Genomic DNA, 19,282 nt, shown 5'->3' on the forward strand with positions numbered 1-19,282 from the left:
ACTCTCAGTCGTTATCCGTTAACCAAACAGGGCGCTGCTGCCCGCTTTGTTCGTTGCACTCTTCACTTCCTCGGCTTCGCGAGCCAGGGACTGCTGGGCAAAGTACATGCAGCCCACCTCCGGCGGATCCAGCGGATCGGTCAGCCGCTCCACCACATGGGGGGCCAGCCAGGGACGCAGGCGCGGCGCCAGGCCGCCGATCATGGACAGCCTGGGGGGCTTCTGCTCCCACAGCTTGTCGGCCAGGTCACTGATGTAGCCTGCGCCGTCGCGAACGATCGCCACCGCCACAGGATCACCGGATTCCGCGCATTCGATCACGGGCACCGCCATCCGCGCGTAGTGGCTGGAGGACTTGCCGCCGATCTTCTCGAATACCTCGTTGGCATCGCGGGCATCGAGGGCTTTCAACAATTCATCTTTAAGGCGTGAGTCTTCAGCCAGGCCGTCCAGGGCCATAAGTAGATACTTGATGGCTTCCATTCCCATCCACGCGCCACTGCCCTTGTCGCCATGGGGAAACCCGTGGCCACCGACCAGGAGACTGCGGCCATTGACCCATGAATAACCGCAGGAGCCGGTGCCGGCAATGATGACAGCGCCATCGCCACCACGGTGGGCACCGAGACAGGCGGAGTGCTGGTCGGTGGTCAGATACATCTTCTTGAAGGGATGCGCCCAGGAATCCATCTCGTGGTAGAGCCGCGGCATGTTGACGCCGGCAAGACCGACGCCTGCCACCAGCTCGCTCAAGGTATCCGGTGGCAACTCGGCATCGGCCAGCGCCAGGGCGGCGGAACGGACGATGGAATCAATCGTCTGGGCATAGCCATGAAGGGGATTTGCAGGGCCGGCGACTCCGGTGCCGAGTACCCGGTTTTCGGCATCGATCACAGAGGCGCGGCACTTGCTGCCGCCGCCGTCGATGCCAATGTAAAGTGTATCCCTGTCTCTCAAAGCAACCATCTAAACCGGCCTCTAAGATTTTGTATTGTTATGTGTCCTCGCCGGGCTTCCCAACTTTTCCCCCGGGGAAACGCGGCTGACGCATTGCAGGCGCCAGTACGAATAGCTTGGATACTACAGGACGGATGACAGCGTTGTCATCCCATTTCCCAAGAAAAATAGAACTAATACCGCACTGCGCTGCACACTTGCACAGAATTTAAACAACTTCTGCCCAATCACCTGCAGTATAGGAGACCTCAACCGACTCTATCAGCGGCAGAAGCCACAAATATGCCGCCATTGCCACCGCCAGCTCCCTGCCCTCTGGGCCGTCATACCACCTCACAATTTCTGCAATAACCACGTCACACATTTTTGCGATAAAGCGCGCGCCAGTACTTCACCGGCGAGGCCGCTCAGGGACACACAGGAGGTTACGCAAGTTGAACATTACAGGGAGCTTGTTGCAGCGGGTACTGCTTGCCGCGCTGGTCTGGTGTTTTTGCGCCGGGGCTATGACCCAAGAGGCCCAGGAAGCCCAGGACGCCCAGGACGCCCGTGGGGCGCAGACACTCTTTCGCATGACGGGCTCCAATACCATCGGCGCCGAGCTGGCACCGCTGCTTGTACGTGGCTACCTGGCCGACCTGGGTGCCACTGACATTCGCCAGCGCAGCGAGGGCGAGCGTCACTGGATCAACGCCAGCTTGGAGGGCCGCGAGATCACAGTACCCATTGTGGCGCTAGGCTCCAGTACGGGGTTCAAGGCCCTGGATTCCGCCAGTGCCGATATCGGTATGGCCTCGCGCCGGATCAAACTCGCTGAGGTCGAAAAACTCGCCCGCTTTGGAAACATGTCCGGCGCAGAAGCGGAACACGTCATTGGCCTGGATGCTCTGGTAGTTGCAGTCCATGCCAGTAACCCGATAACGCAACTGACCATTGGCCAGCTGCGTGGGATCTACCGTGGCGAGATTCGCAATTGGCGCGAGCTGGGCGGTCCCGACCTGGCTATTCGCGCGCTGCACCGCGATATCGAATCCGGCACCCGGGCCACCTTTGACAAGGAGATTTTTGGCGGCGGCCATCCTGCCGCCCGCGGGGTGCACGAGGTCTCCGGTAACGCTGAAACCCACCAGATCGTCCTGCAACAGCCCGGCGCTATCGGCTACCTGCCGTTCGCCGACGCCGGAGATGTCCGAAGGGTGGCCATCAAGGCCGGGGACCTGTCTGCGGTGATACCGGACCGGGGCATCATCGCTACCGAAGATTTCCCCCTGACCCGGCGTCTCTACCTGTATAGGAACCCGAGCCAATACCATCCGCATGTGGAGAGCTTCTTGCGCTTTGTCGAAGGCAGGGCAGGCCAGGCACTGGTGGCCCAATCCGGGTTTATCAACTTGACTCCTGTCGCGCTGTCGATGACACCCTATCCGAATGCACCGGAGGAATATCGCGCCCTCATGGAGCGAGGCCAACGCCTGAGCATTTCCTTCCGCTTCGCCGACGGCAGCACCGAGCTGGACAGCCGCGCGCGGAAAGACCTGCGTCGCCTGCAGGAGTACATCGAGCAATCCGATCGTGCGCTGACCCTGACACTGGTGGGCTTCTCGGATCGCAAATCCAATGAGAAGATATCCGACATCATCTCCCGGTTTCGCGCCCTCAAGGTACAGGGGGCCCTGCTGCGAGATCACCAGCTGGGCGACAGCGATATTCTTGCCCTCGGCGCCTTTGCGCCACTCACCAGCAACAGTGAGCACGCGCCGGTGAAAAACAGCCGGGTTGAAGTCTGGATCGATAGCGGCGACGTAGGAAACCCTGACTGAGGGAGCGATCACCGGTCAGGAGCGTCGCCCCGCGGCGCCAGGGTGGCGACTATATTTGTGGTAATCGCTGCGTTTTCATTCTGGCGCATCGATCATCGCAAGTGGACAAAGATGATAAGCAAAGCGTTCACGGTACGCAGGGCAGAGACGATGGCCACTCAAACCGTTACCGGCACAACCGCTTTTACTGCATCCCTCACCGGCCGCGCCGCGCGGCTGCTACTGGCACTGTTTTGCCTGCTGGCGCTCACGAGCTGCTCCAGTATCCAGTTTGCCTACAACCAACTGGACACCTGGTTGCGCTGGCAACTGAATGACTATGTCGATCTCAACCGCAACCAGAAAGACCAACTGGCCTCGTCCCTGGAAAGCTTCCACATCTGGCACCGGCAGACCCAGCTACCCCGCTACGCCGAGTTCCTGGAACAGCTGGCGTATGAAGCATCTAATGGCGATCTCGAGGAAGTCTCCCTGCCCGCCCTGGAAGATGACATCAATCAGTTCTGGGACACCACCAGCGGTCAGCTCTACCAGCAACTTTTGCCGCTCACCGCACAGCTCACACCGGCGCAAATCGATGAGCTCGAGCAAGCCCTGCTGGAAAAGAGAATGGAGTCGCTGGAAAAGTGGCAGACATCCCCGGAGAAAGTTCGCGAGCGTCGCAACAAACGCATCCGCAAACAGAGCCGCCGCTGGCTCGGTTCCATCAATGAACGGCAGGAACAACTCATTGGCGCCTTTGTCCACCAAGTGGCCTACAACCCGCTAATCCGGGATCAACAGCGACAGATCTGGCAAGCGCGCTTTATCTCCCTGCTGCGGGAGAAACCACCGGGATACCAGGACAAACTACTGGACCTGATGCACAATCCGGAACAACTCTGGTCTGAGGATTACCGGCGTATGCAGGACGAGCGACGCAAGCAGGCGATGCAACTCAGTCGCGAGCTTCTGGCCAGCACCACGCCGGCACAGCGCCGTCACTTGACCGAGACTTTGCGGGACTATGCCGTGGATTTCCGCACCCTCGCCCAGCGCTGACCACAGTTTCTCCTGACTTACCTGACCGCAAGTGGTTTTGCCCCTCCTCCGCTGGCGAGCGCTCACTGCGACTGATAAGCTCGCCGCTTCCATTTAGCGAAGCGAGGAAAACCTGTGCGTATCGACTCCGCCACCCGAGATCAGTTACAGGCGTGGGAAAAAGAACTGAGTGCGCAATACCAGCGCATCTGCCAACACGAGCTCAACCTGGACATTACCCGCGGCAAACCCTCCGCCGATCAGCTGACCCTGTCTGACAAGCTCGACGGTATCCTGGGCGGTGAATACCGTGCAGGCGACGGGACAGATACACGCAATTACGGCGGTCTGGACGGCCTGACCTGTGCCCGTGAAATGGGTGCCGACATCCTGCAGGTCCCCACCGCTGAGGTCATCGCCGGCGGCAACAGCTCCCTCACCCTGATGTATCACGCAGTCCTGACCGGCTACCTGTTCGGTTTTGCCGGCAATACCCCCTGGCGTGAAATGAAGGAGCCAAAGTTCCTGTGCCCGGTGCCCGGCTACGACCGTCACTTCGCGATCTGTGAACAACTGGGTATCGGCCTGGTCAATGTCCCGATGACCGCTACCGGACCGGATATGGATGCGGTGGAACAACTGGTGAAAGAAGACCAGGAAATTATAGGCATGTGGTGTGTGCCGAAATTCTCCAACCCCACCGGGGTTACCTACGATGAGGTAACCGTTGAGCGCCTGTCCCTCCTGGGCAAGATTGCCAACCCCGGCTTCCGCATTTTCTGGGACAACGCCTACGCGATCCACGATCTGGAGCAGCAGGTCAACCTTCCCAACCTCCGCACTGCCACTATTGAGAACGACACAGTGGACTGCGTGTTGCAGTTCGCCTCTACTTCCAAGGTGACCCATGCAGGCGCGGGCGTGGCATTTGTCAGCGCGAGCCCGGCCAACCTGGCTTCCCTGAAACAACAGATGCAGGCCATGACCATCGGTCCGGACAAGGTGAACCAGCTGCGCCACTCGCGCCTGTTCCCCGAGTTCTCGATGCTCAAGGATCACATGAAACAGCACGCGAAGATCCTGCAACCCAAGTTCGCGCTGGTGCTCAAGCACCTGGGCGATGCTTTTGGTGATTCGGATCTGGGCGAATGGGAAGAGCCCAAGGGCGGCTACTTCGTGTCCTTCGATACCCGCCCCGGCTGCGCCAGGGCCGTGGTGAAGCTGGCGGCGGATGCCGGCGTCAAACTGACCCCCGCCGGTGCCACTTTCCCCTACGGCAAGGATCCGGAAGATCGCAATATCCGCATCGCCCCCAGCTTCCCACCGATGGAAGAGCTGGATACGGCCATGTCCGTATTTGTACTGTGCGTAAAGCTGGCCAGTGTGCGCAACGCGCTGGAATCTTGATAAGTAGCTAGACGACAGCCTGATTAATCACTCAGGCTGCATGCGAAGGTAAAGTGCTGGGTCGGCCATTTCGAAACCGTCGGCGACAGGGACGTCGCCGACGGAGCATACAGGGACGTACCTGTGCGTTTTCGAAATGGCCGACCCAGTGCTTAAGCGCCACTGCCCTCGATAAACACCACCGCCTCCCGGACCACAACTCAAACATCGGCGAGATACCGCCGGGCGAACTTCGGATCCACCTGCTCCAGGTCCACCACCACCAAGCCATCCACCGAATCACAGAAATCCGGATCCACGTTAAAGGCATGGAAGCTGGTGCCGCCGGGCTTGGTGACAGAGGCGTACTTCCTAAATAGTGGCGGTAGCATCACGCCCTCCTCTTTGAGCAGTGTTTTCAACTGAACCATGTCCTGTACCGGATCACCGCCCAGGACCGGCAGATCACTGCGCGCCTCCGCAAAGGGTATACGCGCATCGCCCAGCGGAGCCTCGGCCGCATAATGATGCAGGAAGTAGCGCACGATGGCGGACTTGGCCCGCACTGAGAAATCCCCGGGCATGGATACCGGCCCGAATAGGTAACGCACCTGATTGCGGGCAATCCACTGGCCGATCCCGCACCACAGCAGGTCCAGCCCGCGACCGCGCCAGTATTCGGGCTGCAGGAAACTGCGCCCGAGCTCCGCCGAGCCCGGCAGGCTGTCTCTTGGCGGCTGACGGTAATGAAACAGGGTGCTGCTATACACCTGCTCCGGTGTCAGACCGTCAGTTTTTGCCAGGCGATAGGCACCGGCAATCTGCTGTCTGTCCTCATCCCATAACAACAGGTGATCGTAGTGGGCATCGAACGCATCCCAGTCCCGGCTGAGACCTGTGCCCTCACCCACCGCGCGAAAGGTCATTTCCCGCAACCGGGAGAGCTCGCGCATCACCGGACAATCCGGCCGTTGCCGATATAAGCGCACGGTAAAGTTTCCCTGACGAACCAGCTCTTCACAGGTAGTGATCATCTCCGCAACTTCTGCCACCGGCTCGGCAGCGGCTATGGGCTCTGGACCCAGGGCCTGTGGTGAACGGTGCAACTGGTAGACATGCTTGCGCCACAGGGCCGCCTGAGCCCTCGGTGCCAGCGGCCACTGCTGTGCATGCTGCGCGGCCACCGGGTTGCCGATACGGATATCGATACTGCGCCGCTGCTGCTTGAACATCTCCCGGATCAGCCATAGTGTCGAGAGCGGGCGGTTGACCATGGACAGGCCGTAAAACCACCAGGAATTGCGGCCGCGCACCTGTATGGGCAGAATCGGCGCTCCTGTCTTTTCTGCAAAGCGCACAAAGCCCGGGTTCCAGCGACCATCGCGCACGCCTTTGGGGGTCAGGCGGGACACCTCACCGGCGGGAAACACAATAATCGCACCACCGGCATTCAGATACTGATAGATTCCCTCCACGTCGCCCCGGCGGGTGCGACCCTTGAAGTTGTCCACCGGCAGCAGGTATCCGCGCAGCGGTTCCAAGTTCCAGAGGAGCTGGCTGGCGATGGCTTTCACATCTTTGCGCACCCGCGCCACCATATCGATCAGCGCCAGCCCATCCAGACTACCGAGCGGATGGTTGGACACAATCACCAGCGGGCCGCTGGCGGGGATACGCTCCAGCTCCAGCGGATTCACGTCATAGCGGAATTCGAAAGAATTGAAGACCTGGCGGATAAAATCCAGCCCGCCCAGGTGGGGGTACTGGCGACCAAATGCCTGCAAGTGCTCCTCGCAACAGATCTTTTTCAGGGCGGCGGTGGCCAGCTTGCGGGTCGGCCTTTCCGGCGCTTGGCTGAACCAGGGGTTCTTTTCCAGCAGGGTGTCCAGTTGAATCATGCCGCAACAGCCTCCGTCATGATCCGGGAAATTTTCGGTGAGCGGTGCCAGTTCAGCAGGTCCAGCTCTCCGCTCTGTTGCTCGACTACCGCGGTCATGGAATCCACCCAGTCACCACAGTTGGCATAGATAATCCGGTTATCATCGCTCCCGGCCTCCCGAATGGAGGCGCGATGAATATGACCGCAGATCACCCCGTCGAGCCCCTTCCGGGCACTCTCCTTAATGGCCACATCCTCAAACTTTTCCATAATGCGGCGGGCCGCATTGACACGATTCTTCACGTGATTGGCCAGGGACCACCAGGGCAGATCGAAGCGACCCCGCCAGTAGTTGATCCAGCGGTTCATGCGCAGGAGCAGGTAATAGCTCTGGTCACCGAGGTGGTAACTGACAGGATTGATGGAAATCTCGTGTTCGAACTGATCACCGTGCGTGACCCAGTAGCGCTTGCCGTTTGCAGTCTCATGTACATAGTCCCGCTCGACGCGGATATTGCCCAGTCGCTTGCCGGCCCAGCTGCGCATGGGCGCATCGTGGTTACCCGGCACATAGATGACTTCCGGCGTCTGGCTGCTCAGCTCAGCCAGCATGCTCATCAGTATTGAGGAGTTATGACACCAGCTGCCCTTACCCTGGGCCATGGCCTTCATATCGAAGATATCGCCGACCAGGTACACCGTATCAGCGCGGTTCTGGTCGAGGAAGTCAGCCAGACGCTGCGGCTCGCTGTCCCTACTGCCCAGGTGCACATCGGAGATCCACAGTGCGCGGTAGCGGTTGCTCATGGCAAAGCCCTGCTTATTGCTTTGCGCGCACTTTGCCCGGATTAGATGACAATCAGAGGGCGATTTATTGACCGTAATATTGCAGTGCCCAAAAGCTTTTGGCGCTCAACTCCTTCAAAAGGCTGAAAGAAACCCCTTACCTACCTTGTCATATCAACAAACCAGCTAATAGAATAAAAAACCACAAAAAAAGAATAATGAAATATTTTTAACTACCAGCAAAATTAAAACATAAACAAAGAACTGACAGATTCATTGTTTCGCGCCTAGCAATAATTGGCGTAATTTGAAAAGCATTTGGAGTGAGGAACATGGTTGGAGCGCAATTTACTTTGATGCGCGCCGTCAGTTCCTTTCACGGAAGGAACAACCCGCTACCTGGAAAAGTGGATAGTGCCTCTGATTGAGTCGTTTTAGTTAGTGGTCCACTGCCAGGCAAGAGGTTGTCTAAAGGGCCGTTAATGGCCAGCTCTGCACAGCTGCAGATTCTTTGATAACTGGAAGTTGATCATCATAAGGAGGAGAAAGTGACATACTCTAGCGCAGATACCCTGCCGCAACCCGGCATTCGCCCGTTAACAGAGGAAGAGCTTGAGGAAGTAAATGGCGGAATCATACAAATCATTGCCGCAGCCGTTATAGGTGGCGCGATATCAGGTGCTGGTAGTGCGATGAATGGCAAAAGCTTCTGGGGCGGCTTTACAAGCGGTGCGGCATCTGGAGCACTAGTCGGTAGCGGAGTCGGCATATTCGGCGTGAGCGCTGTTGCCGGGACAACACTTATTGGAACAGGAGCTGCCTTGGGCGTAGCATCTCAGGCTGATTAATGATCTGCTGGCCGCCCAGTGCCCAGGGCGGCCATTTCTCAGGGGTTAACTCATGATTCAAGGAATAATCACAAGCTTATTGGTGATAGGCGTAGGCCCTCACATCTTGCGCGAGGGTATCACTAAAGCAAAATTAGTTTCTCTTTTTGTGCTTTTTACGATAGCTCAATACATTATTCAGATCATTCACTACGATACCGAAAACATAAAATCTATGGTGATTGCTTTATCTATGGGGCTCTTAAGTACAGTTGGCTGTATTTTATTTACACGGATAAAGTGGTTTCTTGAAGAACAAAGTTCTCAGCGAAAAAAGTAAATTTAAAACCCGGTTTTCCGTCCGGCTGCAAATCCAAAAAAGGGTTGCGAGAAGGAAGCACACTAATTCCTCACACGTTCAATCTGCTCAAACCGAGAAACACTAGCCAGGTAGTCTTCCCAACTGCTGGCGAGCTCCTCCGTCTGAAAGCGCTTGTACTTCTCCCGATCCAGCCAGAATACCCAGGTTCTTACACCCCTCAGGTTAACCAGGGGCAGATTCTCGATGGCCTTGGGGCCGGCATCAAAGACGGAGCCGGCGCGGGAGTTCTGGATCATGTCGCTGACAATGGTCAGGCGCACATCCCCGGCTCTGGGGTCGATCCTGCGCAGGGCAGCCACGTCGGACAGCGCCTCATAGATCGGTGATTCCTTCTGCTCGCCGGACGTCACCACAGACGCTATCGCCTGCTCCAGCGGCGTGGCAAAGCGCTCAGAGTAGAGGCGCTCGATAAAGACCCGGTTTGAGGTGAGCATATCCGCATCGACAGCGGAGGGTGGTTTGCACAGTTCGATCACCGGCTCCGAGAGTCCACTGTAACGCTCATCCAGCACAAAGATGGAGAAGCGATCGTTGATCGATGCATCCCGGAGCAGGCCGGAAATATGGATTTTCAGGAAGTGCGCCTGATGCGCTGACAGCGCATCGGAGACATCAATGATCATCAGGTGGTGGGCAGCGCGCGGCAGGTGCTCGTTGCAGAGGCTGACCCGGTCGTAGTCATTGTCCGGGGAACGCACGACCTGCAATATGAAAATTCCCAGGGCAACCAGTAACGCGGCTCCTGTACCGAAGATAAAGACTCCCTTTCTGTCTTCGGTGGACAGGCCGCGGCGCGACCTTCTCAATCTGGTTCTTGATCTTGCCCGCCTGGTCATTACGCGCCACCCAATCCGTTCTCACGTTCGATATCGACAACCAGTGTCTCCAGCTTGCGCTGGGCCTCCTCGCACTGTTGATTGATACCGGCCATGGCGTCGGCATAGGCCCGCTCCAACTCCGCGAACATCCTGTCGAAGGCAGCCAGGTCGGTCTTGTGCTGCTCCAGACCAGTGGTGTTGAGTTTGGGCAGCGTATCGAGCTCGAAGCGCAACAGCTCACCGAAGTAGGCAGCGCGGCGATTCATCATCCGTGCAGAATAGGACTGGTAGTAGCGCACCAGTTCATCCAGTAAGCCCTGGGCCTTGATGATATCTTCCTCATAGTGACTGCTGATTTCTTCACTGCGCTCGATACTGGACTTGAAGGCGATGTACTGGGAGCGGATTTCCTTTTCCTTCTCCGCGAGGGACTGGCGGGCCTCCTCGGCAATGTCATTGATCTCATCCACCGCATCTGTGCAGCTGTGAGCCCATTGTTCCTGGAGTGCCCTGGCCCGCCGCGTCATGGCGGTAAAGCCGGGGTAGCGATCATCCACCACGAAGAACTTTGCCGTGAGCAGGATCAGTGCAATAGCGCTGACAATCACCATGATCCAGGCATTAAAGTCGTGGATGCCCAGTGGGGCGCCCCAGAGGTTCATCACCGCCAGCTTGGAGGCGACAAACGGATTCAACTCCAATGCCTCCCGGTAGTGACCAACCCCGAGCACGAATGCAGTGGCAAGAATAGCGACGCCGACAAACAGGATGGTCGACACAAGCTTGCGGGCCGGGTTGCGATGGAAGGTGCCCCGCAGCGCAAAGGCCGCAAACGCAGCCAGCCCAAGGTTCACCAGGGCGATGATAAAGGCCTGGAAGAAGCCACCCACCAGCCCCAGCTCACTGCCCTTGGACAGAAAGAAGGAGTTCAGGGCGGTCTCGGCGATGACAATAAAGAAGATGATGGCGTAATGGAGGATCTTCGACTCGCGGTAAATGGCTTCCCGCGTAAGACCGTTGCGGTGCTTGAAGATTTCCAGGTCCATGCGTACAGCTGCGAAATCTTTCGCCGCCCGCTTCAGGTCCTGGGTAATGGTGGAAAAACGGCTGGCAATCTGCTGGCCGACGCTGCGTTCGGTATGGGTGATTTCCTGGTAGAGCTGGCGGATATCCACCTCTTTGCGGGCTTCCACCTGCTCATCAAGCTGTTCCTGCCGATCGGTGTGCACCCGTCCGATGATCTCCCGAATGACGTAGGAGCGCAGGCTCTCTTCACTCTCGGTATGGCTGATACGGTCGACTTCAGGGATACCCGCTTTGACGTCGCGTTCGACGCGTTCCTCGAGCTTGAGGGCGGAAATGGCGGCGTTGGTTGCCGGAATCGTGCTCATGACTTCACCTAAAAGACATCCACTACATTTAGGTTGCAGCTCTGCCGCAATGTCGTTAACTCAACGAATTCGGCGACGGTATGACTACCGGACCGATTGACGGAAAATTCTGCTTACCTTTCAGAATAGCTGGTGGGAGAGCGCGATTGCCCGGATGCGATGAACCGCATCCCTAGCTGATGAATTACGCGCCTGATTTTGCAACAGCCGCTCGCTTTCCCCTCACATGCCGGCTTGTGCGTGTGATCCATCGCGGAATCGCTATCCCGGCAGGGAACGGCAGGTCCGGCAGCTATGCTTACTGTCCGGCATACTCTTGGACCCGGCCACGCTGATGGATCGCAAGACCCTGCTGATTCTGGAACTGGTTGTACTTTTCGGCGCCATTCCCATCGCCCTGTACTTCTATCGCTCCGAGACAGCATCCTACATTATTGCGCTGTTGCTATGCGCACTTGCCTGGTGCTTCACGCTGCTTCTGCTCGACCCGCGCTTCAAGCGCTTCCGGCTGTGGAATACGGACAAGTTCCACGAGTACCTGCCCCAGGTCCTGCGCACCTTTGCCCTCGGCGCAGTCATCATTACCGTCGCCAGCTGGCTCCTGGCCCCCGAATACTTTTTTGCCCTGCCACTGGAACACACCGGGATGTGGCTCACCCTGCTGGTGCTGTACCCCCTTCTGTCAGCCTGGCCGCAGGAGCTCATCTTCCGCACCTTCCTTTTCCACCGGTACAAGAATGTGGTGCACAGTAAACAGAGCCGGGCACTGCTCAGCGCCACCAGTTTTGCCTGCGCCCACCTGGTATTCGCCAACTGGATCGCCGTGGTGGGATCGTTTTTCGCCGGTTTGCTGTTCGCGCGCACGTACATGCGCTCCCGCTCCACCCTGCTGGTGGCGGTTGAGCACAGTCTCTGGGGCTGCTGGCTGTTTACCGCGGGGCTGGGGATTCATTTTGACAGCAGCATGATTGCCAGCGCTTGAGGCACGCCCGCTGTTGGCCCGCTCAAAAATAATCGCGCTCTGGGAAGGTGGTGGTCGCAGATGTAAGGAGGGAAGAGTGAGTCAGCAGAGGGGAAGAGCGGCAGCATAGGCCTGCCGCCCGCACTCACTCGCCGTCTTGCGGGGGATGCATTGGCGTCGGGAAGGGGAACTTGGCAATCTTGTCGCCTTTGACTTCGACGATCTTGCCGGTGCCCTCTTTCTCCACTTCATCGATGCGCACGATGCTGTGCATGGGGATGTAGGAACGCGCTACCGAGGCAAACTCGGTCTTGAGCTTCTCCTCCGTGGGGTCCACCACCAGCTGGGATTTCTCACCAAACACAAACTCCTCTACCTCGATAAAACCGTACATATCGCTCTGGTAGATGGCCCGGGCGTAGAGCTCGTAGACCTGGTTCTGGTTGTGAAAGATGACTTTGTAGATCGGGTTCGCCATAGATGTCTCTGACGGGGTCCTGCCCCCTGGGAATACTAGTCTCGACTTCCGCAGATAAGCGGGGCCGGAAAAAGCGCGGAAGCATAGCACAGCTGTGGTCGGCCTAATACTGCCGGCCGGCGCGGCTGTCTAGGCAGTGAGGGGCCGGATCGCTATAATGCCCCACCTTTTGATTTGACCAGTTTTTAACCAGGCCCGTTATGTCCGAGACCCCGATCGAAAACAGGGTGAAAAAGCTCTACATCAAGACCCACGGCTGCCAGATGAACGAGTACGATTCGGCGCGTATGCGCGATCTGCTCGGCGAGTCCCACGCCATGGTACCCACCGACGATCCCGAAGATGCGGACGTCCTGCTGGTCAACACCTGTTCTATCCGTGAGAAGGCACAGGAAAAATTATTCCACCAGCTGGGGCGCTGGAAGCACCTAAAGGAAAAAAATCCCGGCCTGGTGATCGGCGTGGGCGGCTGTGTGGCCAGCCAGGAGGGCGAGGCCATCGCCAAACGCGCCCCCTACGTGGACCTGATTTTCGGTCCCCAGACTCTGCACCGCCTGCCGGAGATGATGGAGACCCGCCGTCAGGATACCGGCGCCGTGGTCGTGGACGTCACTTTCCCGGAAATCGAGAAGTTCGACCGCCTGCCCCAGCCGGAGGCCGACGGCGCCACCGCGTTTGTCTCCATCATGGAGGGCTGCTCCAAGTACTGCACTTTCTGCGTGGTGCCCTACACCCGCGGGGAGGAAGTGAGCCGCCCGGTGGCGGACGTGCTGGAAGAAGTGGCGCACCTGGCCGACCAGGGCGTGCGCGAGGTGAACCTGCTGGGCCAGAACGTCAACGCCTACCGGGCGCCCGGTGACGACGGCCAGATTGTGGATTTCGCCGAGCTGATCACCTACGTGGCCGCCATCGACGGGATCGATCGCATCCGCTATACCACCTCTCACCCGGTGGAGTTCTCCGATGCACTGATCGATGTGTACGCCGAGGTACCGGAACTGGTCAACCATCTGCACCTGCCGGTACAGAGCGGTTCGGACCGGATTCTGATGGCCATGAAGCGCGGCCACACAGCGCTGGAGTATAAGTCCAAGATCCGCCGCCTGCGCAAGATTCGTCCGGATATCTGCCTGTCGTCTGACTTTATCATCGGCTTCCCCGGCGAGACCGACAAAGACTTCGAAGACACCATGAAACTGATCCAGGATGTGGGCTTCGATATCTCCTTCAGCTTTATCTACTCCTCACGCCCGGGCACACCAGCCGCGGACCTGCCGGATGAAACGCCGGAGGAAGTGAAGAAGCAGCGCCTGCAGCTGCTGCAGCACCGCATCAACCAGCAGGCGGCAGAGATCGCCCGCCGTATGGTGGGCAACACCGAACGTGTACTGGTCACGGGCGTGTCCAAGAAGGACCCCGGCCAGCTGCAGGGCCGGACCGAGAACAACCGTGTGGTCAACTTCCGTGCCGACGATATGGCACTGATCGGCAAGTTCGCCGACGTGGTGATTGAAGAGGCGCTGCCCAACTCACTGCGGGGCACGCTGGTTGACTCAGAACTGGATGGTCCGCTGTTCTGAGGGTCCAACCAGAGCAGTTTCGGGGCTGGCGGCCCACTGGCCATGGCCCCAAAACTGTAATACCCGCATGTTATAAATGGCTTTATTAGTTAGAAGGTATTGGTCGTATAGTGGCCTTTCCCCTATCGGGAAAATCGGTATACCCTAGCAGTGAATCCCCCAGATAAAGGTGCCGGAAACCAATTTGGAAACACATACCCTCGCCCACAGCATCACCCTCGAACCCAACGACGCGCGCCGCCTCGCCAATCTCTGCGGCCAGTTCGACGAACACCTGCGTCAGATAGAACAGCGACTCGATATCGAAATACGCAATCGCGGCAACCAGTTTGCCTTTTACGGCGAGCCCAAGAGTGCCCGTGCCGCCGGCGAGCTGCTGAATTTCCTTTATGACGAAACCGAAAAGCGCGACCACCTGACACCGGACGAGATTCACCTCGCCCTGCAGCAATCCGGCGTGGAAGAGCTGATGGAAAAGAGTGACGCCGAGAGCGGCAGCGATGCGGACGAGGTCGTATTGATCCGCACCAAAAAGTGCTCCGTGCGCCCGCGGGGGCTGAACCAGCGCAAGTACGTGCGCGCGGTGCAGACCAACGATATCAACTTCGGCATCGGCCCCGCCGGTACCGGTAAAACCTACCTGGCCGTGGCCTGCGCCGTGGAGGCACTGCTGAAGGATGAGGTGGAACGCATCCTGCTGGTACGACCGGCGGTAGAGGCCGGCGAGAAACTGGGCTTTCTGCCCGGCGATCTGAGCCAGAAGGTCGACCCGTACCTGCGCCCGCTGTACGACGCCCTGTTTGAAATGCTCGGGTTCGAGACCGTTGGCAAGCTGATCGAGCGCAATGTGATCGAGGTAGCACCGCTCGCCTATATGCGCGGCCGCACCCTGAACAATGCCTTTGTGATCCTGGACGAGAGCCAGAACACCACCCGCGAGCAGATGAAGATGTTCCTGACCCGGATCGGCTTCGGCTCCACGGCGGTAATTACCGGTGACCCGAGCCAGATCGACCTGCCCCGCGGTCAGGCCTCCGGCCTGCGCCACGCCATTGAGGTTCTGGGCAAGGTCAACGGTATCAGCTTTACGCACTTCGGCGCCAAGGATGTGGTGCGCCACCCGCTGGTGCAGCGCATCGTAGAGGCTTACGACATCCACGAGGCGGCCCGCGAAGCCGCCGACAAGCGGAGTGAAGACGCGGCCTGAGGGCCGCGCTTCCCGCAATCCACCCATGGTAGACCTTCACCTGGATGTGCAACGGGCCAGCCGTGCCGATGACCTGCCCACCGACGAGCAGATCCGCCAGTGGGTGCTGGCGGCCCTGAACGGCCACCGAAACGAGGCAGAACTGTCCGTACGGATCGTCGATGCGGATGAAAGCCAGCAGCTGAACCGCGACTATCGGGGCAAGGACAAGCCTACCAATGTATTATCCTTCCCGGCGGACCTGCCCGAGGCTGTGGCCCTGCCGCTGCTCGGTGATCTTGTGATCTGTGCACCGGTTGTTGCCACAGAGGCGGCAGAGCAGCACAAAGCGGCCCCCGCGCACTGGGCACACATGGTGGTCCATGGCACACTGCACCTTCTGGGTTACGACCATATCGAGGATGCCGAGGCGGAGATTATGGAAAGCCTGGAAGTGAAGGTGCTGGCCGGGCTCGGTATTGCCGACCCCTACCAGGCCGCAGGTCAACCGACTGAGGCCCCCGGGGCCTGATCGCCGGCAAGGCGCTATTGAGACACGACGAGAGAAACCGGAGCATGGCCACATCCATGACCACAGACGAACCCCCAAGTAGCCAGTCTTCCGGCAAGCCCCGATCGGGGGAGAAGAACTGGCTGGAAAAACTGTTCGGCGCCTTTTCCGCTGAACCCAAGTCCCGCGACGAGCTGCTCGACATCATCAAGGATGCCGCAGACAACAAGCTGGTCGACGCCGAGGCCCTTTCCATCATCGAAGGCGCACTCGACGTATCCAGCCAGCAGGTGCGGGAGATCATGATTCCCCGCTCGCAGATGGTGGTTGTCAGTCTTCAGGACACGCCGGAAGAATTCCTGCCCAAAATCATCGACTCCGGCCACTCGCGTTTCCCGGTCATCGGCGAAAGCATCGACGACATCCGCGGCATCCTCTTGGCCAAGGATCTGCTGCCGCTGATCCTCAAGGGCATCGAGGGCTTCGAGCTCGAGAGCCTTATCCGCCCCGCGAACATCATTCCCGAGAGCAAGCGCCTCAACATCCTGCTGCGGGAATTCCGTGAAAACCGCTACCACATGGCGGTGGTCATCGACGAGTACGGTGGTGTCTCCGGCGTGGTGACCATCGAGGACATCCTCGAGGAAATTGTCGGCGAGATCGAAGACGAGACCGACGAGGAAGAAGCGGACAGCTTCATCCGCAAGGTAGGTGACAATGACTTCATCGTGAAGGCCCTCACCCCCATCGAAGAGTTCAACGAGTACTTTACGAGTGAGCTCAGCGACGAGGAATTCGACACCGTCGGCGGACTGATCATGCAGTCTTTTGGTCACCTGCCCGGCCGCGACGAGGTCACCGACCTGGGGAATTTCCGCTTCCGGGTCCTCTATGCCGACAACCGCCAGATACACCTTTTGCGGGTCAGCCGCCAGCAGCGGCAGCCTCGCGAAGAGGAGTAACCAGCGCGACGCCCGGATGCCCCGCATGCGCGGGGCACCAGTGAGACAAGATCCATGCGAAAACTGTTTCTGCCCCTCGCCAGTGCCGCCGCCGGCGGCCTGATGACCCTGTCCTTTGCGCCCTTCGACTTCTGGCCCTCAGGCCTGCTGTCGCTGGCCCTGTTCGCCTGGCTAAACCTGTACGCTGCGAAAACCGGACGACTGGGCAAGCGTGCCGGATTCTGGCTGGCGTTCTGCTTCGGGTTGGGCCTGTTTGCCAGTGGCGGCTCCTGGGTTTACATCTCCATCACCGATTTTGGCGGCTCCTCCATGGCGTTGGGCCTGCTGTTGACCGGCGGTTTTGTCGCCATCATGGCTGCCCTGCTGGCCGTGCCGTTTCTGTTGATCGGCCGCTTCACCGGCAACCCTCTGAGTTTCGCCCTCGCCTTCCCCGCCCTGTGGTTTCTGAGCGAGTGGTTGCGCACCTGGATTTTCACCGGCTTCCCGTGGTTATTTGCCGGTTACGCCCACATTGGCACCTGGCTGGCCGGCTGGGCGCCCGTGTTGAGCGTTTACGGTATCGGCCTGCTGCTGGCCCTCTCCGCTGCCTGCCTCGCGCTGCTGGCGACGGGCAGACTGCAGCTGCGCGAGCAGAAAGCCCATCTGGCACTGCTCATTACGGCCGCCCTCACCTGGCCAGCCGGCGCCCTGCTCTCACAGGCCGCGTGGACGGAAGCGGGCGAAGAGATTGCCGTGGGCCTGGTGCAGGCCAATATTCCCCAGGAAAAAAAGTGGCTGCCGGAATTCCGCGGTGAAACCATCAGTCGCTACCAGGAGGGCACCCGCCAGCTGGCCAGCCAGAACGTGGATGTGATTATCTGGCCGGAGGCCGCCCTGCCGCTGCTATACAGCCAGGCCCCCAACCTGATGCAGGCCCTGCAGAGGAATGCCGAGCAGACCGGCATCGATCTGATCAGCGGCATTCTCTACGATCGCATCGAAACGCCCGAGAACGGGAACCCGCGGCGGCTGGTGCATAACTCCGCCGCCGTATTCGGCCGCAGCCCCCATGTGTACCACAAGCGCCACCTCGTGCCCTTTGGCGAGTATGTGCCGCTGGAAGACTGGCTGCGCGGCACTATCGAGTTCTTCGACCTGCCCACTTCCTTTATCCGCCCGGGGCCGGACGAGCAGCAGCCACTGCTGGCAGCCGGTGCCGGCTGGGCACCACTGATCTGCTATGAAATCGTTTATCCGGCGCTGGTGTCGGAGAGCGCCCTGAGCTCGGAAGTGTTGCTGACCATCAGCAACGATGCCTGGTTCGGCGCCTCCATCGGGCCCCTGCAACATATGCAGATGGCACAGATGCGTGCTCTCGAGACCGGACGTTATCTGGTGCGGGCCACCAATACCGGAGTGACCGCCATCGTCGACCCGCGCGGGCACATTGTCGAGCGCCTGCCCCAGTTCGAGCAGGCCACCATGACCGGCAAGATCAGAGCGAAGAGTGGCGCTACGCCCTTCATGTTGCTGGGAATCTGGGGAATGCTGGCTCTAGCAGCCGTCATGCTCGCCGCAGCCCTGCTGCTCCAGCGCACACGCGGCGCGGCCGGGGAGCCGGTGCTTGCCAGCGAGGCGGCCGAAGGCAATTGAGCCCGAGCCGCCTGGCCGAAAACCGGATTTAAAAGGGAATTCGGAACTGTATAACGTCGATACCGGTATTGAGGCGGGTCAGGCTGGCACTGGAGAAATGTTGGTACTCCAGGGAAAAAGCCCTGAAGTCGATTCCGAAGCCGGTCCTGAAATTGAAATGGCTGACCAGAGGTGAGCCGTCGACGTAGGAAACACCCACACGGCCGTAGACGCTGCCGCGGCACCACTCCCAGCCCGGGCGCAGCACACGGGTAATGGAGGCAGCGTAGCCGAGCCGTTCCTGCTCCCCCTCAGCCGTATCCCCCTGACCGAGAATGACTCCGCCGAACTCCCATCGTCGGTGCCGGTAAGACAATTCTGCTGCCGTCATATCGCCGTTAAACAGTGCCTGGCCGAGGCCGACCGAGACAATATTTTGACGACTCTCCTCTGCCGAGACATCTGCAGCTGCAAATGACACGGCGGCAACAAAAATTAACTGAACCCCAAAAAACCTCGCTGCTACCGCCAAGGCCCTGCTCAACATCCTGTATACCTCTACCGCGCAGGTGATGGGCCACATCCGTTGGCCACAGATCAATCGCAGTATAGAAGCACCCCGCTTTAGGCGCCCACGCAACGCAGAAGCCGCTGGCAACAAGCATTGCGATCAGGTTCCTCATACTTGCCGGTGCGACAAGGGAGCAGAGGAACAAGAGTGCACAGG

17 protein-coding genes are annotated in these 19,282 nt (G+C 59.1%); 10 read left to right on the top strand and 7 right to left on the bottom strand.

What is annotated here, in order from left to right; translation table 11 throughout:
• Window positions 1-18: 18 nt before the first annotated feature.
• Window positions 19-966 carry an N-acetylglucosamine kinase gene (nagK, locus tag AWR36_RS05375; protein WP_067082209.1) on the bottom strand — a complete coding sequence of 316 codons (948 nt, stop codon included), beginning with the start codon at window positions 964-966 and terminating at the stop codon, window positions 19-21.
• A 425-nt stretch (window positions 967-1,391) separates the two neighbouring features.
• On the opposite strand from nagK, the gene AWR36_RS05380 reads away from it, so the two are divergent.
• The 3 genes from AWR36_RS05380 (at window position 1,392) to AWR36_RS05390 (ending at window position 5,204) form a co-directional block, all read left to right on the top strand.
• Window positions 1,392-2,777 (top strand): substrate-binding domain-containing protein, encoded by a 1,386-nt coding sequence (locus tag AWR36_RS05380; protein WP_141398473.1) that lies wholly within the window; start codon window positions 1,392-1,394, stop codon window positions 2,775-2,777.
• A 150-nt stretch (window positions 2,778-2,927) separates the two neighbouring features.
• Window positions 2,928-3,818 (top strand): DUF6279 family lipoprotein, encoded by an 891-nt coding sequence (locus AWR36_RS05385; RefSeq protein WP_067082215.1) that lies wholly within the window; start codon window positions 2,928-2,930, stop codon window positions 3,816-3,818.
• A 114-nt stretch (window positions 3,819-3,932) separates the two neighbouring features.
• Complete coding sequence (locus AWR36_RS05390) at window positions 3,933-5,204, top strand: aminotransferase class I/II-fold pyridoxal phosphate-dependent enzyme (protein WP_067082218.1); 1,272 nt, start codon at window positions 3,933-3,935, stop codon at window positions 5,202-5,204.
• Between the two features lie 200 nt (window positions 5,205-5,404).
• Here the strand turns inward: AWR36_RS05390 and AWR36_RS05395 are convergent, their stop codons facing one another.
• Window positions 5,405-7,081, bottom strand: coding sequence for a lysophospholipid acyltransferase family protein (locus AWR36_RS05395; protein WP_067082221.1), 1,677 nt, complete (start codon window positions 7,079-7,081; stop codon window positions 5,405-5,407).
• On the bottom strand, window positions 7,078-7,869 hold the full coding sequence (locus AWR36_RS05400; RefSeq protein WP_067082224.1) for a UDP-2,3-diacylglucosamine diphosphatase: 792 nt from the start codon (window positions 7,867-7,869) through the stop codon (window positions 7,078-7,080). Before AWR36_RS05400 ends, AWR36_RS05395 begins: the two co-directional genes overlap by 4 nt.
• 527 nt (window positions 7,870-8,396) lie before the next feature.
• On the opposite strand from AWR36_RS05400, the gene AWR36_RS16065 reads away from it, so the two are divergent.
• On the top strand, window positions 8,397-8,696 hold the full coding sequence (locus AWR36_RS16065) for a hypothetical protein (RefSeq protein WP_141398474.1): 300 nt from the start codon (window positions 8,397-8,399) through the stop codon (window positions 8,694-8,696).
• Between the two features lie 381 nt (window positions 8,697-9,077).
• On the opposite strand, the gene AWR36_RS05410 is transcribed toward AWR36_RS16065, so the two are convergent.
• A complete protein-coding gene (locus AWR36_RS05410) occupies window positions 9,078-9,863 on the bottom strand; it encodes a hypothetical protein (RefSeq protein WP_141398475.1) in 786 nt (261 codons plus the stop codon).
• Window positions 9,864-9,892: 29 nt separating this feature from the next.
• Complete coding sequence (locus AWR36_RS05415; RefSeq protein ID WP_067082232.1) at window positions 9,893-11,266, bottom strand: hypothetical protein; 1,374 nt, start codon at window positions 11,264-11,266, stop codon at window positions 9,893-9,895.
• Window positions 11,267-11,600: 334 nt separating this feature from the next.
• Between AWR36_RS05415 and AWR36_RS05420 the strand changes: the two genes are divergently transcribed.
• The gene (locus AWR36_RS05420) at window positions 11,601-12,248 is read left to right on the top strand and encodes a CPBP family intramembrane glutamic endopeptidase (protein WP_067104580.1); all 648 of its coding nucleotides are present in this window, start codon (window positions 11,601-11,603) and stop codon (window positions 12,246-12,248) included.
• Window positions 12,249-12,372: 124 nt separating this feature from the next.
• Here AWR36_RS05420 and AWR36_RS05425 read toward each other — a convergent pair whose 3' ends face one another.
• Window positions 12,373-12,705, bottom strand: coding sequence for a DUF1820 family protein (locus AWR36_RS05425; RefSeq protein WP_176491099.1), 333 nt, complete (start codon window positions 12,703-12,705; stop codon window positions 12,373-12,375).
• Window positions 12,706-12,905: 200 nt separating this feature from the next.
• On the opposite strand from AWR36_RS05425, the gene miaB reads away from it, so the two are divergent.
• The 5 genes from miaB to lnt all read left to right on the top strand — a co-directional run bounded on the left by miaB (window position 12,906) and on the right by lnt (window position 18,576).
• Window positions 12,906-14,285 carry a tRNA (N6-isopentenyl adenosine(37)-C2)-methylthiotransferase MiaB gene (miaB, locus tag AWR36_RS05430; protein ID WP_067082238.1) on the top strand — a complete coding sequence of 460 codons (1,380 nt, stop codon included), beginning with the start codon at window positions 12,906-12,908 and terminating at the stop codon, window positions 14,283-14,285.
• A gap of 184 nt (window positions 14,286-14,469) precedes the next feature.
• On the top strand, window positions 14,470-15,492 hold the full coding sequence (locus AWR36_RS05435; protein WP_067083923.1) for a PhoH family protein: 1,023 nt from the start codon (window positions 14,470-14,472) through the stop codon (window positions 15,490-15,492).
• A gap of 25 nt (window positions 15,493-15,517) precedes the next feature.
• Window positions 15,518-16,003, top strand: a complete 486-nt coding sequence (ybeY, locus tag AWR36_RS05440; protein WP_067082241.1) for an rRNA maturation RNase YbeY — start codon at window positions 15,518-15,520, stop codon at window positions 16,001-16,003.
• 56 nt (window positions 16,004-16,059) lie between these two features.
• Window positions 16,060-16,944 carry an HlyC/CorC family transporter gene (locus tag AWR36_RS05445; RefSeq protein ID WP_231745260.1) on the top strand — a complete coding sequence of 295 codons (885 nt, stop codon included), beginning with the start codon at window positions 16,060-16,062 and terminating at the stop codon, window positions 16,942-16,944.
• Between the two features lie 54 nt (window positions 16,945-16,998).
• Entirely contained in the window at window positions 16,999-18,576 is a 1,578-nt protein-coding gene (lnt, locus tag AWR36_RS05450; protein WP_067082243.1) for an apolipoprotein N-acyltransferase, read from the top strand.
• A gap of 28 nt (window positions 18,577-18,604) precedes the next feature.
• Here the strand turns inward: lnt and AWR36_RS05455 are convergent, their stop codons facing one another.
• Window positions 18,605-19,036: an acyloxyacyl hydrolase gene (locus AWR36_RS05455; protein WP_176491101.1), complete on the bottom strand. Its 432-nt coding sequence runs from the start codon at window positions 19,034-19,036 to the stop codon at window positions 18,605-18,607.
• Window positions 19,037-19,282: the final 246 nt, after the last annotated feature.

This window comes from Microbulbifer flavimaris (assembly GCF_001641755.2).
Classification (GTDB): domain Bacteria; phylum Pseudomonadota; class Gammaproteobacteria; order Pseudomonadales; family Cellvibrionaceae; genus Microbulbifer; species Microbulbifer flavimaris.

Bases quoted from the DNA above. Each gene is read 5' to 3' on its own strand.
- nagK (WP_067082209.1), bottom strand. From the start codon at position 966: ATGGTTGCTTTGAGAGACAGGGATACACTTTACATTGGCATCGACGGC.
- AWR36_RS05385 (WP_067082215.1), top strand. From the start codon at position 2,928: ATGGCCACTCAAACCGTTACCGGCACAACCGCTTTTACTGCATCCCTC.
- AWR36_RS05395 (WP_067082221.1), bottom strand. From the start codon at position 7,081: ATGATTCAACTGGACACCCTGCTGGAAAAGAACCCCTGGTTCAGCCAA.
- AWR36_RS05400 (WP_067082224.1), bottom strand. From the start codon at position 7,869: ATGAGCAACCGCTACCGCGCACTGTGGATCTCCGATGTGCACCTGGGC.
- AWR36_RS05415 (WP_067082232.1), bottom strand. From the start codon at position 11,266: ATGAGCACGATTCCGGCAACCAACGCCGCCATTTCCGCCCTCAAGCTC.
- AWR36_RS05420 (WP_067104580.1), top strand. From the start codon at position 11,601: ATGGATCGCAAGACCCTGCTGATTCTGGAACTGGTTGTACTTTTCGGC.
- AWR36_RS05425 (WP_176491099.1), bottom strand. From the start codon at position 12,705: ATGGCGAACCCGATCTACAAAGTCATCTTTCACAACCAGAACCAGGTC.
- miaB (WP_067082238.1), top strand. From the start codon at position 12,906: ATGTCCGAGACCCCGATCGAAAACAGGGTGAAAAAGCTCTACATCAAG.
- ybeY (WP_067082241.1), top strand. From the start codon at position 15,518: ATGGTAGACCTTCACCTGGATGTGCAACGGGCCAGCCGTGCCGATGAC.
- AWR36_RS05445 (WP_231745260.1), top strand. From the start codon at position 16,060: ATGACCACAGACGAACCCCCAAGTAGCCAGTCTTCCGGCAAGCCCCGA.
- lnt (WP_067082243.1), top strand. From the start codon at position 16,999: ATGCGAAAACTGTTTCTGCCCCTCGCCAGTGCCGCCGCCGGCGGCCTG.